The sequence below is a fragment of the Geodermatophilus sp. SYSU D01106 genome (assembly GCF_054049995.1).
Genome location: NZ_JBJGYM010000007.1, coordinates 96,355 through 113,075, shown reverse-complemented (window position 1 = coordinate 113,075; position 16,721 = coordinate 96,355). Strand labels below are relative to the sequence as shown.

The 16,721-nt window shown below is 76.5% G+C and carries 18 protein-coding genes; 10 read left to right on the top strand and 8 right to left on the bottom strand.

Annotated elements, in window-relative coordinates; genetic code table 11:
- Positions 1-10 precede the first annotated feature (10 nt).
- Together ACI78R_RS09965 and ACI78R_RS09960 are read left to right on the top strand one after the other, a co-directional pair.
- Entirely contained in the window at positions 11-583 is a 573-nt protein-coding gene (locus ACI78R_RS09965) for a helix-turn-helix domain-containing protein (RefSeq protein WP_457040590.1), read from the top strand.
- A complete protein-coding gene (locus tag ACI78R_RS09960) occupies positions 580-1,122 on the top strand; it encodes an MmyB family transcriptional regulator (protein WP_457040589.1) in 543 nt (180 codons plus the stop codon). The genes ACI78R_RS09965 and ACI78R_RS09960 overlap by 4 nt, the downstream gene beginning before the upstream one ends.
- Before the next feature lie 49 nt (positions 1,123-1,171).
- Here the strand turns inward: ACI78R_RS09960 and ACI78R_RS09955 are convergent, their stop codons facing one another.
- Together ACI78R_RS09955 and ACI78R_RS09950 are read right to left on the bottom strand one after the other, a co-directional pair.
- Positions 1,172-2,053 carry a nucleoside hydrolase gene (locus ACI78R_RS09955; RefSeq protein ID WP_457040588.1) on the bottom strand — a complete coding sequence of 294 codons (882 nt, stop codon included), beginning with the start codon at positions 2,051-2,053 and terminating at the stop codon, positions 1,172-1,174.
- Positions 2,054-2,117: 64 nt separating this feature from the next.
- Positions 2,118-2,966 (bottom strand): helix-turn-helix domain-containing protein, encoded by an 849-nt coding sequence (locus ACI78R_RS09950; protein ID WP_457040587.1) that lies wholly within the window; start codon positions 2,964-2,966, stop codon positions 2,118-2,120.
- A 103-nt stretch (positions 2,967-3,069) separates the two neighbouring features.
- Between ACI78R_RS09950 and ACI78R_RS09945 the strand changes: the two genes are divergently transcribed.
- The 3 genes from ACI78R_RS09945 (at position 3,070) to ACI78R_RS09935 (ending at position 7,779) form a co-directional block, all read left to right on the top strand.
- Entirely contained in the window at positions 3,070-3,954 is an 885-nt protein-coding gene (locus ACI78R_RS09945; RefSeq protein ID WP_457040586.1) for an oxidoreductase, read from the top strand.
- Positions 3,955-4,277: 323 nt separating this feature from the next.
- Entirely contained in the window at positions 4,278-6,356 is a 2,079-nt protein-coding gene (locus ACI78R_RS09940) for a DEAD/DEAH box helicase (protein ID WP_457040585.1), read from the top strand.
- A 133-nt stretch (positions 6,357-6,489) separates the two neighbouring features.
- Complete coding sequence (locus ACI78R_RS09935; protein ID WP_457040584.1) at positions 6,490-7,779, top strand: acyl-CoA dehydrogenase family protein; 1,290 nt, start codon at positions 6,490-6,492, stop codon at positions 7,777-7,779.
- Positions 7,780-7,810: 31 nt separating this feature from the next.
- On the opposite strand, the gene ACI78R_RS09930 is transcribed toward ACI78R_RS09935, so the two are convergent.
- Positions 7,811-8,383: a TetR family transcriptional regulator gene (locus tag ACI78R_RS09930; RefSeq protein ID WP_457040583.1), complete on the bottom strand. Its 573-nt coding sequence runs from the start codon at positions 8,381-8,383 to the stop codon at positions 7,811-7,813.
- A gap of 44 nt (positions 8,384-8,427) precedes the next feature.
- On the opposite strand from ACI78R_RS09930, the gene ACI78R_RS09925 reads away from it, so the two are divergent.
- Positions 8,428-9,393 (top strand): SDR family NAD(P)-dependent oxidoreductase, encoded by a 966-nt coding sequence (locus ACI78R_RS09925; protein WP_457040582.1) that lies wholly within the window; start codon positions 8,428-8,430, stop codon positions 9,391-9,393.
- Between the two features lie 2 nt (positions 9,394-9,395).
- Here ACI78R_RS09925 and ACI78R_RS09920 read toward each other — a convergent pair whose 3' ends face one another.
- Entirely contained in the window at positions 9,396-10,370 is a 975-nt protein-coding gene (locus tag ACI78R_RS09920) for a zinc-binding dehydrogenase (RefSeq protein ID WP_457040581.1), read from the bottom strand.
- Positions 10,371-10,559: 189 nt separating this feature from the next.
- Between ACI78R_RS09920 and ACI78R_RS09915 the strand changes: the two genes are divergently transcribed.
- Positions 10,560-12,893, top strand: a complete 2,334-nt coding sequence (locus ACI78R_RS09915; RefSeq protein ID WP_457040580.1) for a glycoside hydrolase family 65 protein — start codon at positions 10,560-10,562, stop codon at positions 12,891-12,893.
- A 6-nt stretch (positions 12,894-12,899) separates the two neighbouring features.
- On the opposite strand, the gene ACI78R_RS09910 is transcribed toward ACI78R_RS09915, so the two are convergent.
- Positions 12,900-13,139, bottom strand: coding sequence for a hypothetical protein (locus ACI78R_RS09910; protein ID WP_073419960.1), 240 nt, complete (start codon positions 13,137-13,139; stop codon positions 12,900-12,902).
- A 131-nt stretch (positions 13,140-13,270) separates the two neighbouring features.
- On the opposite strand from ACI78R_RS09910, the gene ACI78R_RS09905 reads away from it, so the two are divergent.
- Positions 13,271-14,419, top strand: a complete 1,149-nt coding sequence (locus tag ACI78R_RS09905) for an EAL domain-containing protein (RefSeq protein WP_457040579.1) — start codon at positions 13,271-13,273, stop codon at positions 14,417-14,419.
- A gap of 81 nt (positions 14,420-14,500) precedes the next feature.
- Positions 14,501-14,674 (top strand): DUF1059 domain-containing protein, encoded by a 174-nt coding sequence (locus ACI78R_RS09900; RefSeq protein WP_454552802.1) that lies wholly within the window; start codon positions 14,501-14,503, stop codon positions 14,672-14,674.
- A 136-nt stretch (positions 14,675-14,810) separates the two neighbouring features.
- Here the strand turns inward: ACI78R_RS09900 and ACI78R_RS09895 are convergent, their stop codons facing one another.
- Positions 14,811-15,653, bottom strand: a complete 843-nt coding sequence (locus ACI78R_RS09895) for an NmrA family NAD(P)-binding protein (RefSeq protein WP_457040578.1) — start codon at positions 15,651-15,653, stop codon at positions 14,811-14,813.
- Between the two features lie 86 nt (positions 15,654-15,739).
- Between ACI78R_RS09895 and ACI78R_RS09890 the strand changes: the two genes are divergently transcribed.
- Positions 15,740-16,156, top strand: coding sequence for a MarR family winged helix-turn-helix transcriptional regulator (locus tag ACI78R_RS09890; protein WP_457040577.1), 417 nt, complete (start codon positions 15,740-15,742; stop codon positions 16,154-16,156).
- 19 nt (positions 16,157-16,175) lie between these two features.
- On the opposite strand, the gene ACI78R_RS09885 is transcribed toward ACI78R_RS09890, so the two are convergent.
- Both ACI78R_RS09885 and ACI78R_RS09880 read right to left on the bottom strand, forming a co-directional pair.
- Positions 16,176-16,379, bottom strand: a complete 204-nt coding sequence (locus ACI78R_RS09885; RefSeq protein ID WP_457040576.1) for a hypothetical protein — start codon at positions 16,377-16,379, stop codon at positions 16,176-16,178.
- Between the two features lie 64 nt (positions 16,380-16,443).
- Positions 16,444-16,719 carry an STAS domain-containing protein gene (locus ACI78R_RS09880; RefSeq protein ID WP_457040575.1) on the bottom strand — a complete coding sequence of 92 codons (276 nt, stop codon included), beginning with the start codon at positions 16,717-16,719 and terminating at the stop codon, positions 16,444-16,446.
- Positions 16,720-16,721 lie beyond the last annotated feature (2 nt).

Sequence of the window (16,721 nt, the reverse complement as noted above, 5' to 3'; positions counted from 1 at the left end):
TCCTCGGGGTGTGCGGGTGGGTCGGTCGCCGGCGGGGGTGGGGGTGTGGTCCTCGTCGGGAACGCCCACCACGGAACGCCGTCCCGCGCAGACGTGGGAGGTCGGATCTGTCGGGGGTAGAGGCTCGACCTCCCTCCGCGGGCCGCGCGGCCTACCGTCGACGGGCGTGGACAACCGCTCCGACATCCGCGAGTTCCTCGCCACCCGGCGCGCCCGGATCACGCCCGAGCGGGCCGGCCTGCTGCCCGGCGGCGGGCGGCGGCGGGTGCCCGGGCTGCGCCGCGAGGAGGTCGCCGTCCTCGCCGGGGTGAGCACCGACTGGTACACCCGGCTGGAGAAGGGCCACATCGCCGGCGTCTCGGAGGACGTCCTGGAGGCCGTCGCCCGCGCGCTGCAGCTCGACGCGGCCGAGCGCACCCACCTGTTCAACCTGGCGCGCGCCGCCGCGGGGGGCGGGGGGGGGCCCCCCCCCCCCCCCCCCCCCCCCCCCCCCCCCCCCCCCCCCCCCCCCCCCCCCCCACGCCGCAGCGCCGCTCCCGGCCGCGGATCGCCCCCCGGGTGCAGTGGATGCTCGACGCGATGACGGGCTCGGCCGCGCTCGTCGCGAACGGCCGGCTGGACGTCCTGGCGACCAACGCCCTCGGCTGGGCGCTGCACGCCCCGCTGTTCGACAGCGCCCGCGGACCGGCGAACTTCGCCCGGTTCCAGTTCCTCGATCCGCGATCGGGCGACTTCTACACCGACTGGGCCGGCGCGGCCAGCACCACCGTGGCGCTGCTGCGGGGGGAGGCCGGGCGCCGCCCGCACGACGCGCACCTGCGGGAGCTGGTCGGGGAGCTGTCCACGGTCAGCGAGGAGTTCCGCGTCCGCTGGGCCGCGCACGACGTGCGCATCCACCACAACGGGGCCAAGCAGTTCCGCCACCCGGTGGTCGGCACGCTCGACCTGAGCTACCACACGTTCGACCTGCCGGCCGAGGACGCCGCGGACCTGCGCATGACGATCTACACCGCCGAGCCCGGCACCCCGTCGGCGGACGCGCTCGCGCTGCTGGCCAGCTGGGCGGCGACCCGGGCGGTGCCCGCGCCCGGCCCTGCCCCCGCCTCGACCGACCGCCCCTGACGGCGCGGCGGGAGGGCGCGGTCGGGAGAGCGCGGTCGGGAGCGCTCGGTCAGGAGAGCGCGGACCGCCGGCGCTCGTGCAGGCGGAGGCGGGCCAGCAGGTCGCCGAACAGCAGCCGCGTGTCGACGTCGGTGTAGACCCGCCGCGCCCCGCCGCCCGGCGCGGCCGTGGTCTCCGTCCACGTGCTCGACGCGTCGTCCAGTGCGGTGACCAGCACCGGCGGGCTGTCGCCGAGCGGCCAGACCCCGCCGAGCCGGATCCAGTCCGGCAGCGGCAGCTCGAGGAACCGGGTCCACAGCCACCGGCCCACCGCGCCGCTGCCGCCGAGGTCCTGCTCGAGCTCGGCCACCGAGTACGCGCAGCGCCGGTAGGTCTCCAGCGGGAACGAGCGGACGGCGAGCTCCGACCGGCCCAGCACGGCCGCGGCGGCCGCCGGGTCGGTGTCGCGGTTGTACTCGGCAGCCCCCTCGGCCAGCGCCCCGCCGACCCAGACCAGCGTCAGCCGGGTCGCGATGTCGGGCGCCTCGGTGAGCGCGGCGGCCACGTTGGTCAGCGGCCCGGCGCACACGAGGACCAGCGGCAGGTCGTCGTCGCGCCGCGCCTCCTCGACGATCGCCCGCGACGCGGCCGAGGCCGCCGACAGCGGCGCCCCGGCGTCGAACGGGTGCTCCGCCCCGGTGTGCACCGGTGGCCGGGCCGGCCCGCCGACCAGGTCGACCAGCTCGCGGGCGAGCGCAGAGCCGCGCTCCGCCGTCGACCCCAGCGGGCCGAACACCGGATTCAGCGGCGAGCTCGTGACGGCGACGACCCGGTTGGTGGGGGAGAGCAGGTGGTGGGCGAGGGCGACCAGCCCGTCGGGGTCGCCGGCCCAGTCGTTGTCGACGACGACCCGGCACTGCTCGGCCAGGCGCAGCTGCTCGGTGTGCTCCACGGTCGGAGGGTGCCGTCGCCACCCCGGCCGGCTCCACCCTGCTGCCGTTGAGCGGGACGCGGGCTCAGGCCGGCGACTGCTGCCGGGCGGGAGCCGGGGTCACCGCCGGCCGGACGAGGGCGGTGAGCAGGGCGAGCTTCTCGGCGTCCGCCGTCCCGGGCTCGGCGTGGTGGACGGCGAGCAGCTGTCCGGCGGTGCCGCTCACCGCGAGCTTCTCGCAGCGCAGGGTCAGCGCGCCGACCTGCGGGTGGTCGAAGGAGACGTGCGTGCCGACGGGGACCTTGACGTCGTGCCGCGCCCACAGCGTGCGGAACCGGTCGCTGGCCAGCGACAGCTCGCCGACCAGCTGCACGGCCCGCGGGTCGTCGGTGTCGGCGCCGATGCGCTCGCGGAACCCGGCGACCAGCCGCGCCGTGCCTCCCTCCCAGTCGGGGAACAGCGCCCGCTCGGCCGGGTCGAGGAAGACGTCGCGCAGCCGGTTGCCGCCCGGCCGGATCCGCGGCGACAGCGCGGTGGCCAGGTCGTTGGCGGCGAGCACGTCGAAGAAGCGGCCCTCCACGAACGCCGGCAACCCGAGGGTCCCGAGCAGCATCGCGACGCCCGCCGGGACGGTCTCCGGCCGCACCCGCCGGCGGTGCCGCGGCTGCGGGGTGGCCAGGGCGAGCAGGTGGTCGGTGCCCGCGTCGTCGAGGCGCAGCACCCGCGCCAGGGACTCCAGCACCTGCACCGACGGGTTGTGGTCGCGGCCCTGCTCCAGGCGCAGGTGGTAGTCGGCGCTGATCCCCGCCAGCAGCGCGACCTCCTCGCGGCGCAGCCCGGGGGTGCGCCGGACGCCGTCGACCCGCAGGCCGGCGTCCTCGGGGCGGACCAGGCCGCGGCGGGCGCGCAGGAAGGCGCCGAGCTCGGTGCTCACGCCGCCACGGTAGGCGGGCCCGGAGCGGCCCAGCCTGGTCCTGTCACCCCCAGGACCGGCGGGGGACTGCCACGCCGCCGGCCGCGGGCGCAGCGTCGTCGCCATGACCTCACGTACCTCGCAGACCCTGCCCGGCGGCACGCACCGGCTGGCCGGCGACCTGACCGTTCCCCGCGTCGGCTACGGCGCCATGCAGCTCGCCGGGCCGGGCGTCTTCGGCCCGCCCCGCAACCACGAGGAGGCCCTCGCCGTCCTGCGCACCGCCGTCGACCTCGGCATCACCCACGTCGACACGGCTGACTTCTACGGCCCCCACGTCACCAACCGGCTCATCCGCGAGGCGCTGGCGCCCTACCCGGACGACCTCGTCGTCGTCACCAAGGTGGGGGCCGTCCGCGACGACGAGGGCCGGTGGCTGATGCGCCGCACCCCGGCCGACCTGCGCGCGCAGGTGGAGAGCAACCTGCGCACCCTCGGCGTCGAGGCCCTGGACGTCGTCAACCTGCGGCTGGGCGGCGTGGACGGCCCGGAGGCCGGGTCGCTCGCCGAGCCGTTCGGGGCGCTGGCCGAGATGCAGCGCGAGGGGCTCGTCCGCCACCTGGGGCTGAGCACCGTCACGGGCGAGCAGGTGGCCGAGGCGCAGGCCATCGCACCGGTCGTGTGCGTGCAGAACCGGTACAACCTCGCGCACCGGGAGGACGACGCCCTGGTCGACGCCCTCGCCGCGCAGGGCATCGCCCACGTGCCCTACTTCCCGCTCGGCGGCTTCTCGCCACTGCAGTCCGGCGCGCTGTCGGCCGTCGCCGGCCGGCTGGGCGCCTCGCCGATGGCCGTCGCCCTCGCCTGGCTGCTGCAGCGCTCCCCGAACGTCCTGCTGATCCCGGGCACCTCGTCGGTGGCGCACCTGCGGGAGAACGTGGTCGGGGCGGGGCTGGAGGTCCCCGACGACGACCTCGCCGTGCTGGACCGGATCGCCGGGGGGCGCTGACCGGCAGGGCGGGCGCGCGGGGGAATGCCGTGCCGGGCCAGGCGTTAGCATGAGCGCGCACCCGTCCCGGGACCGCGGCGGCCGTCCCCACGGCGGATCCGCCCCCGCGGGACCGCCCCCGTCGTCGCTCCCGCGACCGGCTCCGGCGGCCTCCGACGCTCCCGGCGCTGCCCGGCCGTCCGGTCCGGGCGAGCCCGGTCCGCGGGCGGTGCGGCTCGACGCCGCGGCTCCCGTGCCGCGGCATCACGGAGGAGTGGTCAGTGGCCCGACCCGGCCGGCGCCAGACGGGCGCTCGCCGCCCCGCCCCGCGCGACGCACGGCGCGTGCGCGAGGGCGGCGACGTCATCGCCGTGCTCGCGCGCGCCGTCCGCGGCCTGGAGGCCGCCGTCGGGCGCGGGCGGATGACGCCTGCCCTGCGCACGGAGTTCCAGGCCGTGGCCCTGCTGGTGCGCGAGCAGCACGCCCGGGTGCGCGCCGACGAGGGGCTCACCACCGCCGCCCGCGCCGAGCAGCTCAAGCGCCTCGACGGCATCGGCACCATCCTCGCCAAGACCGCCGTCCGAGCCCCCGCGCTGCTCACCCTGCTCGCCGAGGACGCCGTCGTCTCCGACGCCGCCCGGTCCGCGGCGCGCGAGATCCTGCGCGAGGCCCGCGTCGAGACGCCCGAGCCGGCCGCCGAGCCGGAGCCCGAGCCCGTCGCCGCCCCGTCCGCGCCGGAGCGCCGGGTGGTCCCGCAGTCGGTGGTCTCCCGGCAGCTGGCCAACCCGTTCCTCGCCCCCGACTACTCGGCCGTGCAGCAGCGGCCGGCCCGGCCCTCGCGGCTGGCCGGCTGGGAGCTGATCGGCCCGCTGCTCACCTCCTTCGAGCGCGCCGGCAGTGGCGACGCCGCCTGCATGCCGCTGCCCCCGCCCTCGCCGGTGCGGGTGCCGGCCGGGCGCGAGCTCATGCCGCACCAGGCGCAGGTGGTCGCCGCGGCCGCCGAGGGCCACCGCACCTTCCTGCTCGCCGACGAGCCGGGCCTGGGCAAGACCGCGCAGGCGCTGCTGGCCGCCGAGGCGGCCGACGCCTACCCGCTGCTCGTCGTCGTGCCCAACGTGGTCAAGACGAACTGGGCGCGCGAGGCCGGCATCTGGGTGCCGCACCGCCCCGCGACCGTGGTGCAGGGCGACGGCGAGACCGTCGACGGCTTCGCCGACGTCGTCGTCGTGAACTACGACGTCCTCGACCGGCACGTCGGGTGGCTCGGCGACTTCGGGTTCCGCGGGATGGTCGTCGACGAGGCGCACTTCATCAAGAACAAGACCTCGCAGCGCTCGCAGCACGTGCTGCGCCTGTCCTCGCGGATCCGGGAGCGCACCGCCCGGGCCCTGCTCATGGCGCTGACCGGCACCCCGCTGATCAACGACATCGACGACTTCCGGGCCATCTGGCAGTTCCTCGGCTGGATCGACGACACCCAGCCGCTCGGCGACCTCGTCGAGGCGCTGGAGGCGACCGGGCTGACCCCCGCCGACCGCGGCTTCTACCCGGCCGCCCGGCGCTGCGTGGTCGACCTCGGCATCGTCCGGCGCCGCAAGGTCGACGTCGCTGCCGACATCCCCGCCCGCCGGATCGCCGACCTGCCCGTCGAGCTCGACGGCGCCGCCGGCCGCTCGATCCGGGCCGCCGAGGCCGACCTCGCCCGCCGGATGGTCGCCCGCTACGAGACGGCGCTGGCCGCCCGCTCCGACGTCGAGGAGCCGGCCGGCGGCATCGACCCGGCGCTGGTGCGCCGGGTGGCGCGCGCCGAGCTCAAGGACGCGACCGCGGGGGAGTCCGGCGAGAACGTGTTCAGCATGATGCGGCGCATCGGCCGGGCGAAGGCGGGGCTCGCCGCCGACTACGCCGCCCAGCTGGCCCGCAGCGCCGGCAAGGTCGTGTTCTTCGCCAAGCACGTCGACGTGATGGACGCGGCCGAGGAGACCTTCGAGCGGCAGGGCGTGCGGTTCACCTCGATCCGGGGCGACCAGACGCCGCGGGCGCGCCAGCAGGCGGTCGACGCGTTCGTGCAGGACCCCGACGTCGCGGTGGTGGTCTGCTCGCTGACCGCGGCCGGCGTGGGCCTGAACCTGCAGGTGGCGTCCAACGTGGTGCTGGCCGAGCTGTCGTGGACCGACGCCGAGCAGACGCAGGCCATCGACCGCAGCCACCGGATCGGGCAAACCGAGCCGGTCACTGCCTGGCGGATCATCGCCGCGCAGACCCTCGACGCCCGCATCGCCGAGCTCATCGACAGCAAGGCGGGCCTCGCCGCCCGGGCGCTCGACGGGTCCGACCAGGAGGTCTCCTCCTCGCCGGACGTGCAGCTCGAGGCGCTCGTCGCGCTGCTCACCGACGCGCTGGCCGCCCGCGCCGCCGCCTGACAGCCGCCCGACCCCACGCCCCGCTCACCCGCTCCGGCGGCCGTCCCCCGGGCGGCCGCCGGGCGCGTGGCCGGCGTCACTATGGTCGGCCGGGGCGGCCCGGAGGGGGCCCAGGAGCCGGGGAGAGCAGATCGTGCAGTTCAGCGAGCAGGGGACGGCGGCCCTCGCGGAGGTCCGCCGGTTCATGGACGACCACGTGTACCCGAACGAGCAGCTCTACGCCGAGCAGCTCGAGGAGGTCGGCCCGACCGGCTACCCGCCGGTGATGGACAAGCTGAAGGCGGCCGCGCGCGAGCGGGGGCTGTGGAACCTCTTCCTCCCGCACCTCGAGCCCGACCACCCCGGCACGAAGCTGACCAACCTCGACTACGCGCCGATCTCCGAGGAGCTGGGCAAGGTGCCCTTCGCCTCCGAGGCGCTCAACTGCAACGCGCCCGACACCGGCAACATGGAGGTGCTCAACCTCTACGGCTCGCCGGAGGTCAAGCAGCGCTGGCTGCTGCCGCTGCTGGAGGGCGAGATCCGCTCCGCGTTCTGCATGACCGAGCCGGACTCCGCGTCCTCCGACGCCACCAACATCGGCCTGCGGATCGCGCGCGACGGCGACGACTACGTGCTCAACGGCCGCAAGTGGTTCAGCTCCGGCGCGCTGGGCGAGCGCTGCCGGGTGTTCGTCGTCATGGGCAAGACCGACCCGACGGCGCCGCGGCACACCCAGCAGTCGATGATCGTCGTCCCCAAGGACACCCCCGGCGTCTCCTTCGGCCGCAGCCCCATGGTGTTCGGCTACCACGACCGGGGCGGGCACCCCGAGGTCGTCTTCGAGGACGTGCGCGTGCCGGCGGACAACCTGCTCGGGCAGGAGGGGAGCGGCTTCGCCATCTCCCAGGCGCGGCTGGGTCCCGGCCGCATCCACCACTGCATGCGCTCGATCGGCGCGGCCGAGCGGGCGCTGTCGCTGATGGTGACGCGGGCCCTGCAGCGGGAGACGTTCGGCTCGTCGGTGGCGCACAAGGGCCTGGTGCAGGACTGGATCGCCGAGTCGCGCATCGAGATCGACATGGCCCGCCGCTACGTCCTGCACACCGCGCACCTGATGGACACGGTGGGCAACAAGGCCGCCGCCACCGAGATCTCCGGCATCAAGGTGGCCGTGCCCAACATCGTGCTCAAGGTGATCGACCGGGCCATCCAGGTGCACGGCGCGGCCGGGGTCACCCAGTACACGCCGCTGGCCGAGATGTACGCCCACCAGCGGACGCTGCGCATCGCCGACGGCCCCGACGAGGTGCACAAGATGACGATCGCGCGCCGGGAGATCCTCAAGCACGACCCGGACTTCCGGATGTCGGGCAGCGGCACCGCCAAGCCGTGGACGGTCACCGACCAGCGCGACGACGTCCAGGTGTTCCAGCGCCCCTAGGCGCACCCGCCGCCGTCCGGCGGGCCAGGACCTACGGGACCAGGGCCCGCCGGACGACGAGGCGCAGCGCCGCCCGTCGGCGCTCGTGCTCGGCCTCGTCCTCGGCGGCCGACGCCGTGTAGGTGCCGCTGACCGGCGACCACGTGCCCGCCAGCGCGATGACGATCGAGTAGACCTCGTCCGGGCGGATGCCGCCGACGATCCGCCCCTCGGCCTGGGCGCGGGCGATCGCCTCGTGCTTCGGCCGCGCCAGCTCCGCGTGCCCGGCCAGCAGGTCGCCGGCCGGCACCCGCTCCAGCCGGTTCCAGCTGGTCAGCCGGATGAGCTCGGGGGAGGCGAGGTAGGAGTCGTAGAGGCGGACGGCGTAGCCGGGCAGGTCGTCGACGTCGAGGGGCACCGTGTCGACGATGCGGTGCAGCTGCGCGTCGAAGACGGCGTCGAACAGCCCGTCCTTGCTGCCGTACCAGGCGTACATCTGCGCCTTGTTCACCCCGGCCGACGCGGCGATCCGGTCCACCCGCGCGCCGGCGATGCCGTACTCGGCGAACTCCGCCGTCGCGGCCGCCAGCACCCGCTCCCGGCTGCGCTCCCCGTCCCGTCCCACGGCTCCACCCTACGGGTAACCAACCAGTTGGTTAGTCTCGGGGCATGGCACGCATCGAGAGCCGCTTCGGCAGCACCAGCACCGCCCTCGAGGTCGTCGAGGGCATCGACCTGACCGGCCGCCGCGCCGTGGTCACCGGCGCCTCCTCCGGGATCGGCGTCGAGACCGCGCGGGCGCTGGCCACCGCGGGCGCGGAGGTCGTCCTCGCCGTCCGCGACGTCGCCGCCGGCCAGCGCACCGCCGCCGACATCGCCCGCACCAGCGGCCGCGACGACGTGACCGTCGCGCGGCTCGACCTGGCCGACCTCGCCTCGGTCGACGCGTTCACCGCAGCCTGGTCCGGGCCGCTGCACGTCCTGGTCGCCAACGCAGGCGTCATGGACACCCCGTACGGCCGCACCCGCCAGGGCTTCGAGACGCAGTTCGGCACCAACCACCTCGGCCACTTCGCGCTGGCCACCGGCCTGCACGGCGCCCTGGCGGCGGCCGGCGACGCCCGGGTCGTCGTCGTCTCCTCCAGCGGGCACGCCGCCTCGCCGGTGGTCTTCGACGACCTGTTCTTCGAGCGCCGCCCCTACGACCCGGGCCTGGCCTACGGGCAGTCGAAGACCGCCAACGTCCTGTTCGCCGTGGAGGCGACGCGGCGGTGGGCCGCCGACGGCGTCACCGCCAACGCGCTCATGCCCGGCGGCATCTGGACCCCGCTGCAGCGGCACTGGAGCCCCGAGCAGCGCGCGGCCGCCGAGGAGCAGGCGCGCCGGGCCGAGGGCGCGGGCCTGTTCGCCATGAAGACGCCGGAGCAGGGCGCGGCGACGTCGGTGTTCCTCGCCACCGCCCCGGAGGTCGCCGGCATCGGCGGGCGCTACTTCGAGGACTGTCGCGAGGCCGAGGTGGTCGACCGCCTGCAGGGACTGCACGGCGTCGTGCCGCACGCGCTCGACCCGGTCGCCGCCCGCCGCCTGTGGGACGTCAGCCAGGAGCTGGTCGACACCGCGCGGGCCGCCGCCTGACCTCAGGTCATGTCCACCGCGATCTTCAGCTGCCCGGGCCGGGGGCTGATCGCGGCGGTGAAGGCGGCCTCGACGTCGGCGACCGGGTGCACGTGCGTGACGTACCCCTCGCGCAGCTCGGGGTGCGCGGCGAGGAACTCGCCGGCCGCGGCGAGCACCCGGCGCCGCTCTAGGGCCACGCCCGAGCGCAGGGTCAGGTTCTTCCGGAGGAAGGTCATCATGTCGAACGGGTAGACCGGGTCGTCCGGGACGCCGAAGTAGAAGACCTGCCCGCCGGGCGCGGCGGCGTCCAGCGCCGGCTGCAGGGTGGAGACCTGGTGGCCCACGGCCTCCACGACGACCGACGGGCGGTCGGCGTCCGACAGCCGGGCCGCCCACCGCTCGGCGCGCGCGGTGACGGTCTCGTCCACGCCGAAGACGCCCGCGACGTCGCCGCGGTCGACCGGGTCGACGCCGGTCACCCGCGCGGCGCCGCGGGCCTTCAGCACCGAGCTGAACAGCAGCCCGATCGGGCCCTGGCCGATGACGGCGACCGACTGCCCCGTGACGTCGCCGAGCTGCTCGACGGCGTAGAGCACGCAGGCCAGGGGCTGCAGCAGCACGGCGGTCGACGGCGCGAGCGAGGGGTCGTACGGAGCCAGCCCCTCGCCGTCGGTGACCACCAGCTCGGCAATCGCGTCGAACATCGACGCCCAGCCGACGACGAGGTCGCCGGGGGAGTGGTCGGGGTGCCGGCTGGCCACCACCTCACCGGCGACCTCGTGCATCGGGAAGCCCGGCGCGCGGGTGGCGCCCCAGCCGTCCTCGGCCGCCGGGTGCGGCCACACGCCGCCGCGGAAGTTGGGCAGGTCGCTGCCGCAGATCGCCCCGGCCCGCGGGGCCAGCAGCACGTGCCCGGGCGGCAGCGCCGCCGGGTCGGGCGCGGCCACCTCCACCTGCTCGAAGCGGAACGGGCCGCGCAGCGTCTGCGCCCACATGGGTCCTCCTCCGTCCTGGCCGGCGGGAGCGGGCCGCCGTCCACCGGTCTGCAGGATGTCCGGGGCCGGCCCCGGCGGCCACCCCGGCGGCCGGTCCGGCGGCCCCGGATCGCGCCGCCGACCGCCGACCGGTAGGACGGGGGGCGGGGCGCCCCTCCCGCCCACCCCTCCGAGACCCGCGAGGCCCCGATGAGCGCCCCCGAGCTGGACGTCGACCCGTGGCTGGTCCGCGAGCCGCGCGTGGACCGCGAGACGCTCGACGTCACCGAGACCCTCTTCACCCTCACCAACGGCTACGTCGGCACCCGCGGCACCCTCGACGAGGTCGAGCCGCACGGCAGCCGGGGCACCTACCTGTCCGGCGTCTTCGAGACCCACCCGCTGTCCTATCCCGAGGGCGGCTACGGGCACCCGGAGGAGGGTCAGGCGCTCATCCCGGTGGCCGACGGCACGCCGCTGCGGCTGCTCGTCGACGGCGTGCCCCTCGACGTCCGGGAGGCCCGGCCGGAGGTGCACGAGCGCACGCTGGACCTGCGCGCAGGCACCCTCGACCGCCGGGTCCGCTGGGCGACGGCGTCGGGCACGACGGTGGAGGTCACCTCGCGCCGGCTGGTGTCCCTCGCCGAGCGGGCCGTCTGCGCAGTGCGCTACGAGGTGCGCGCCGTCGACGGGCCCGCGCACGTCGTCGTGCGCTCCGAGCTGGTCGACGGCGAGGTGACGCCCACCGGCGTGGACAACGACGACCCGCGGGTCGGGGAGGTGCTGCGCGACGCCTTCGAGCCGCTCATGCGCGACACCACCGGCCGCGGCGGCGCGCTCGCCGCGCGCACGCGGCGCTCGGGCATCACCGTCGCGGCCGCGGTGGGCCACGTGGTGGAGGGCGGCCGCGTCGACGGCGGGACCGACCGGCGGCAGGCGGTCACCACGGTGACCGCCGACCTCGGGGCGGGGGAGTGCGTGACGGTCGTCAAGGCGATCGCCCACACCTGGTCGCTGGACGCCTCGGCCGACTCCCTGGTCGGGCAGGCCGAGGCGGCCGTCGACTCGGCCCTCGACCTCGGCTGGGAGGGGCTGCTCGCCGCGCAGCGCGCCGCGCTCGACGACCTGTGGGACAGCGCCGACGTCGAGGTCGACGGCGACCCGGAGCTGCAGCAGGCGCTGCGCTACGCCGTCTTCCAGCTCACCTGCTCGGCCGCGTGCATCTCCGGGGCGCCGATCGGCGCCAAGGGCCTGACCGGCATCGGCTACAGCGGGCACACCTTCTGGGACGTCGAGGGCTTCGTGCTGCCGGCGCTCACGCTGCTGCGGCCGGCGTCGGCCGAGCGGCTGCTGCGCTGGCGCGCGAGCACCCTCGACCTCGCCCGGGAGCGGGCACAGGTGCTGGGGCTCGCGGGCGCGTCGTTCCCCTGGCGCACCATCGACGGGCGCGAGACGTCGGCGTACTGGCCCGCGAGCACCGCCGCGATGCACGTCAACGCCGACGTCTCCCGCGCCTTCTGGCTGTTCCGCAACGTCACCGGCCGCGACCACGACGGCCTCGGCGGGCTGGCGGTGCTGGTGGAGACGGCGCGGCTGTGGATGTCCCTCGGCCACGAGGACGCCGCCGGGGGCTGGCACCTGTTCGGCCTGACCGGCCCGGACGAGTACACCGGCGTCGTCGACGACAACGTCTTCACCAACCTCATGGCCAAGCGCAACCTGCTCCGCGCGGCCGAGGAGTGCGCCCGGCTGGAGACCCGGGCCGCCGAGCTCGGCGTCAACCACGCCGAGACCGCCGCGTGGCGCGCGGCGGCCGCGGCGGTGCACGTCCCGTGGGACGAGGGGCTGCGCGTGCACCCGAGCAACCAGAACTTCACCGCCTACCGGGAGTGGCCGTTCGAGGACGTGCCCGAGGACACCCCGGTGCAGGAGTACGCGCACTACGCGACCTTCTACCGGCGGCAGGTGGTCAAGCAGGCCGACCTCGTCCAGGCGCTGTGGTGGTGCCGCGAGGACTTCACCGCCGAGCAGGTGGCCCGCGACGTCGACTACTACGAGGCGCGCACCGTGCGGGACTCCTCGCTGTCCGCCGCCGTGCAGGCCGTCGGCTGCGCCGCGGCGCAGCACCCCGACCTGGCGCTGCGCTACCTGCGCGAGTCGGCGCTGGTCGACCTGCGGAACGTGCAGGGCGACACCGCCAAGGGCCTGCACATGGCCTCGGTCGCCGGCACCTGGCTCGCCCTCACCGCCGGGCTCGGCGGCCTGCGGGAGGACGGCGCGGAGCTCGAGCTGGCGCCGCTGCTGCCGTCGTCGCTGTCGCGCACCGCGTGGTCGGTGACCTGGCGCGGCCGGCAGCTGCGGGTGGAGACCACGCGGGAGGGCACCACGGTGACGCTCGTGCGCGGCGAGGGGCCGGTGACCGTCGTCGTCGACGGCCGCCCGCTGGAGCTGACGGCGCAGGCCCCGGCGACCGCCCCGCTGCGCGCCCCGGACCCGCTGCTCGCCGAGCCGCGGCAGCCGGCCCACCGGGAGCCCCGGGTCTGAGCCGCGTCAGCCGGGAGCGTCCGCGCCGGCGGCCGTCATCCGGTCGAGCACCTCGAACCAGGCGGCCCGCACGGCGGCGGGGCGCTGCCCGACCATGGCGTCGAGCCGGCCCGGCGCCGGCGCCCGGCCGGCGACGACGCCGTCGAAGGCCAGCCCGACGACGAGGTCGGCGATCTCGTCGTCGGTCAGGCCGGCGTCGACCAGGGGCTGCAGGAGCCAGCGCTGCCGGGCCGGGGGGACGCTCACGACGGGACTTCGCTCCGGCCGCCCGCCGCGGATGCCCGGCGTGGCGAGCGCCACGGTCCCGGCCGCCCCGTCCGGGTGAGGCCGCGCCGTGCCGCGCTGTCCCGGACCGCGGGACGCGCCGATGGGGGAGGGTGACCGCGACGACGCCGCTCCCGGCCTCCTTCGGCTGGACCGAGGAGCTGGCCCGCCTGCGGGACCGTCCCGACACCCTGCGCCTGGTGTTCCAGCCGATCGTCGACGTCGCCCGCGGCGTGGTCGCCGGCTACGAGGCGCTCGCGCGGTTCACCGCCGCCGACGGGTCGCCGAGCGCCGCGACCCCCGACCGCTGGTTCGCCGCGGCCGATGCCGCGGGCATCGGCGCCCGCGCCGAGGCCATGGTGGTGGAGCGCTGTCTGCGGCTGCGTCACGAGCTGCCCCCCAACTGCTTCCTGACCGTCAACGTCAGCCCGCACCTGCTGACCGACCCGGCGCTCGCCGACCTGCTGCTGGGCGCCGGGGACCTCACGCCGCTGGTGCTCGAGTTCACCGAGCACCAGGACGTCGCCGACCTGCGGCCGCTGCTCGACCTGCGCGACCGGCTGCGCGACCGGGGCGCGCTCGTCGCCCTCGACGACGCGGGCTCGGGCTACTCCGGCCTGCAGCAGCTGACCGCCGTCCGGCCGCAGCTGATCAAGCTCGACCGCGCGCTGGTGGCCGGCGCCGACACCGACGACGTGAAGCTCGCGCTCGCCCAGCTGCTGGGGGAGTTCGGCGGCCGCATCGACGCCTGGCTGCTGGCCGAGGGCGTCGAGACGTGGGCCGAGATGGAGGCGTTCGCCCGGCTCGGCGTCCCGCTGGCCCAGGGGTATCTCCTCGGCCGCCCGGCCGAGCCGTGGGCCGTCCTCGACCCGGAGGTCGGGGAGCGGCTGCGCCGGTCGGCGCAGCGCGGGCGCCTCGTCGAGCACGTCGCCAGCCTGGTCGAGCCGGCCGAGCGGGTCGCCGAGGGCGCGACGCCGCTCGGGGCCGGCAGCGCCGTGCGGGTCGACCGGTTCGGCCACCCCACCGGCCTGCTGCTCGCCCACCGCCGCGACGGCGACCCCGCCGGTCACCGCGAGGCGCCGGTCAGCCTGCGCGTGCCGGCCTCGACCGCGGTCGCCGAGGTGGCGCAGCGCGTCGTCACCCGGCCCGAGGCCAGCCGGTTCGACCCGGTCGTCGTCGTCGACGACGTCGGCGCCGTCACCGGCCTGGTGCGCGTCGAGTCCCTGCTGTCCCGGCTGGCCGAGACGCAGCCGCGCGCCTGACGCACCGAGAACCCCCCGACGCGGACCGTCCGCGGCGGGTCGTGCACCACCCCGAGCACCACCCGATCCGGAGGTCCACCCATGAAGAGCTTCGCCTGCGGCGACGTCGTCCCCGGCTGCGGCCGCTCGTTCACCGCCGCCGACGAGTCCGGCATCCTCGCCCAGGTCGCCGGCCACGCCGCCGCCGACCACGGGCTGGCCGACGTGCCGCCCGCGCTGGTCGAGCAGGTCCGCGCGCACATCGTCCCGGCCTGACGGGCCCGTCCTCCCGGGCCCGGCTCACAGCGCCGCGATCGAGCGGGCGGGACACTCCGCGAGGAGCGCCCGCTCGGTCGCCGGCCGGCCGGCCGGCCACGCCCGTGTGTGCGGTGCTCGAGGAGCTCGTCGCCGGTCAGCGCTGAGCGGCCGGCCGCAGCTCCGGTGCGGCGTCGGCGAGGAACTCCTCCAGCGACCGCGCCGGCCGGCCGGTCACCCGCTCGACCGTGTCGGTGACGGCGGCGAAGACCCCGGCCCGCACGCGGTCGAAGGTCAGTGCGGTGAGCTCCCGCTCGAAGCCCTCGAGGCCGGCGAGGGCCTCCTCGGCCGGGACGTCGCGGTGGACGACCGGATGCCCGGTGGCGCGGGTGAGCAGTTCCGCCGTGCGCGGCAGGGTGAGCGCCTCCGGGCCGGTGATCTCGTGCACCGCGCCGTCGTGGCCCGGGTCCAGCAGGGCGGCGGCCGCCACCGCGGCGATGTCGCGAGCGTCGATCCACGCGACCCGCGCGCCGGCGCTGGGGAAGGGGAGGTCGCCGCCGGCGACCGCGTCGCGGTAGAAGCGCCGGTCGGTGAGGACCTGCATGAACCAGCTCGGCCGCAGCATGGTCCAGCTGTGCCCGCTCTCGCGGACCGCCCGCTCCCCGGCGGGCGACCACCCGCCGGGGCCCACCTGGTCGGCCGCCTGCTCCGACAGCAGCACGACGTGGGTGCTGTCCGCCAGGGTCGCCATCAGGTCCGTGAGCAGGCCCGGGGCGTCGGCGCGGTCGGGCCGGACGACGTAGACCGCGTCGACGCCGGCCGTCGCGGCCGGCCAGCCCGACGGGTCGTCCCACGAGAAGGCGGTGGGCCGCACGCCGTCGAGGGTCACCGTCGACGGGTCGCTGCTGCCGCCGAGCACCTCCACGCCCCGGGCGGCGAGCAGCCCCGCCAGCGGCACGCCGGTCTTGCCGCGGACCCCGGTCACCAGCACACGCGTCACGTCGTCTCCCCATTAGCTTGAGTGCATCAAGTACCCGTGCCGCCATCGAAGCACGGACACTTCATCGCCTCAAGTAGTCTCGTGGGGTGCCCGACAGCCCCATCCCGCTCGACCGGCAGCTGTGGGACCTGGTCTACGCCCACGACGCCGCCTGGGACCGGGCGGCCCGTACGGCGGGGCTCAGCGCCGCCCAGGCCTGCCTGCTCGACGCGCTGACCGACGGCGGCCGGTCGATGGGTGAGCTCGCGGAGCTGCTGCTGTGCGACGCCTCGAACGTCACCCAGCTGGTCGCGCGGCTGGAGGCCGGCGGGCTGGTGGCGCGCCGGGCCGACGCCGACGACCGGCGGGTCAAGCGGGTCACGATCACCCCGGCCGGCCGCCGGGTGCGCCGCGCCGTCCGGCGGGCCTTCGACTTCGCCGACGAGCGGCTCGGCCGGCTCACCGAGGCGGAGCGGCTGCGGCTGTCGGGCCTGCTGGGCAAGCTGCTCGCCCCGCCGTCCTGACGGCGGCGCCGCCATGTGCTCAGGCCGGGGCGGGGAACAGCTCGCGGCCGCAGGCGGGGCAGGCCCACTCGGCCTCGGGGCCGGGCATCAGCACGCAGCCGCCGAGGACCACCTCCCCGCGGTCGGCCGCGGCGAAGTCCTCCGGCGAGGGCAGACCGATCACGAGCGGGACGCCCCGCGGGGAGTCCGGGCAGGCGGGGCAGCGGGGGGCGCGGCGGCTCATGGTCGCGATGGTGGGGCCGCACACCGACAGGACCGCCGCGCCCCGGCCGCGCGGCCGGTCGCCGTCACCCGACGGAGGGACGGTCCTCCGCCGGTGGCCGGACGACGAGCGCGGCGCCGTCGGCGGCGAGGGACTCCTCCACGTCGCGCAGGACGTGCAGCCCCTCGGCATCGGTCGAGCGCACGTCCCGCAGGTCCACGAGCACCCGCCGGTGACCGCCGCGGACCAGCGTCTCCACCGTGCCGCGCAGCAGGTCGGCACCCTGCGCGGTCAGGTCGCCGGTCACGCGGACGGCGCCCCGGCGGACGTTGACGACCTCGGTCGTGGTTGCTCGGCTCATGC

Coding starts and splice junctions, on each gene's coding strand:
- ACI78R_RS09900 (WP_454552802.1), top strand. CDS start 14,501: ATGAAGAGCTTCGCCTGCGGCGACGTCGTCCCCGGCTGCGGCCGCTCG.
- ACI78R_RS09885 (WP_457040576.1), bottom strand. CDS start 16,379: ATGAGCCGCCGCGCCCCCCGCTGCCCCGCCTGCCCGGACTCCCCGCGG.
- ACI78R_RS09945 (WP_457040586.1), top strand. CDS start 3,070: ATGACCTCACGTACCTCGCAGACCCTGCCCGGCGGCACGCACCGGCTG.
- ACI78R_RS09960 (WP_457040589.1), top strand. CDS start 580: ATGACGGGCTCGGCCGCGCTCGTCGCGAACGGCCGGCTGGACGTCCTG.
- ACI78R_RS09915 (WP_457040580.1), top strand. CDS start 10,560: ATGAGCGCCCCCGAGCTGGACGTCGACCCGTGGCTGGTCCGCGAGCCG.
- ACI78R_RS09920 (WP_457040581.1), bottom strand. CDS start 10,370: ATGTGGGCGCAGACGCTGCGCGGCCCGTTCCGCTTCGAGCAGGTGGAG.
- ACI78R_RS09925 (WP_457040582.1), top strand. CDS start 8,428: ATGGCACGCATCGAGAGCCGCTTCGGCAGCACCAGCACCGCCCTCGAG.
- ACI78R_RS09880 (WP_457040575.1), bottom strand. CDS start 16,719: ATGAGCCGAGCAACCACGACCGAGGTCGTCAACGTCCGCCGGGGCGCC.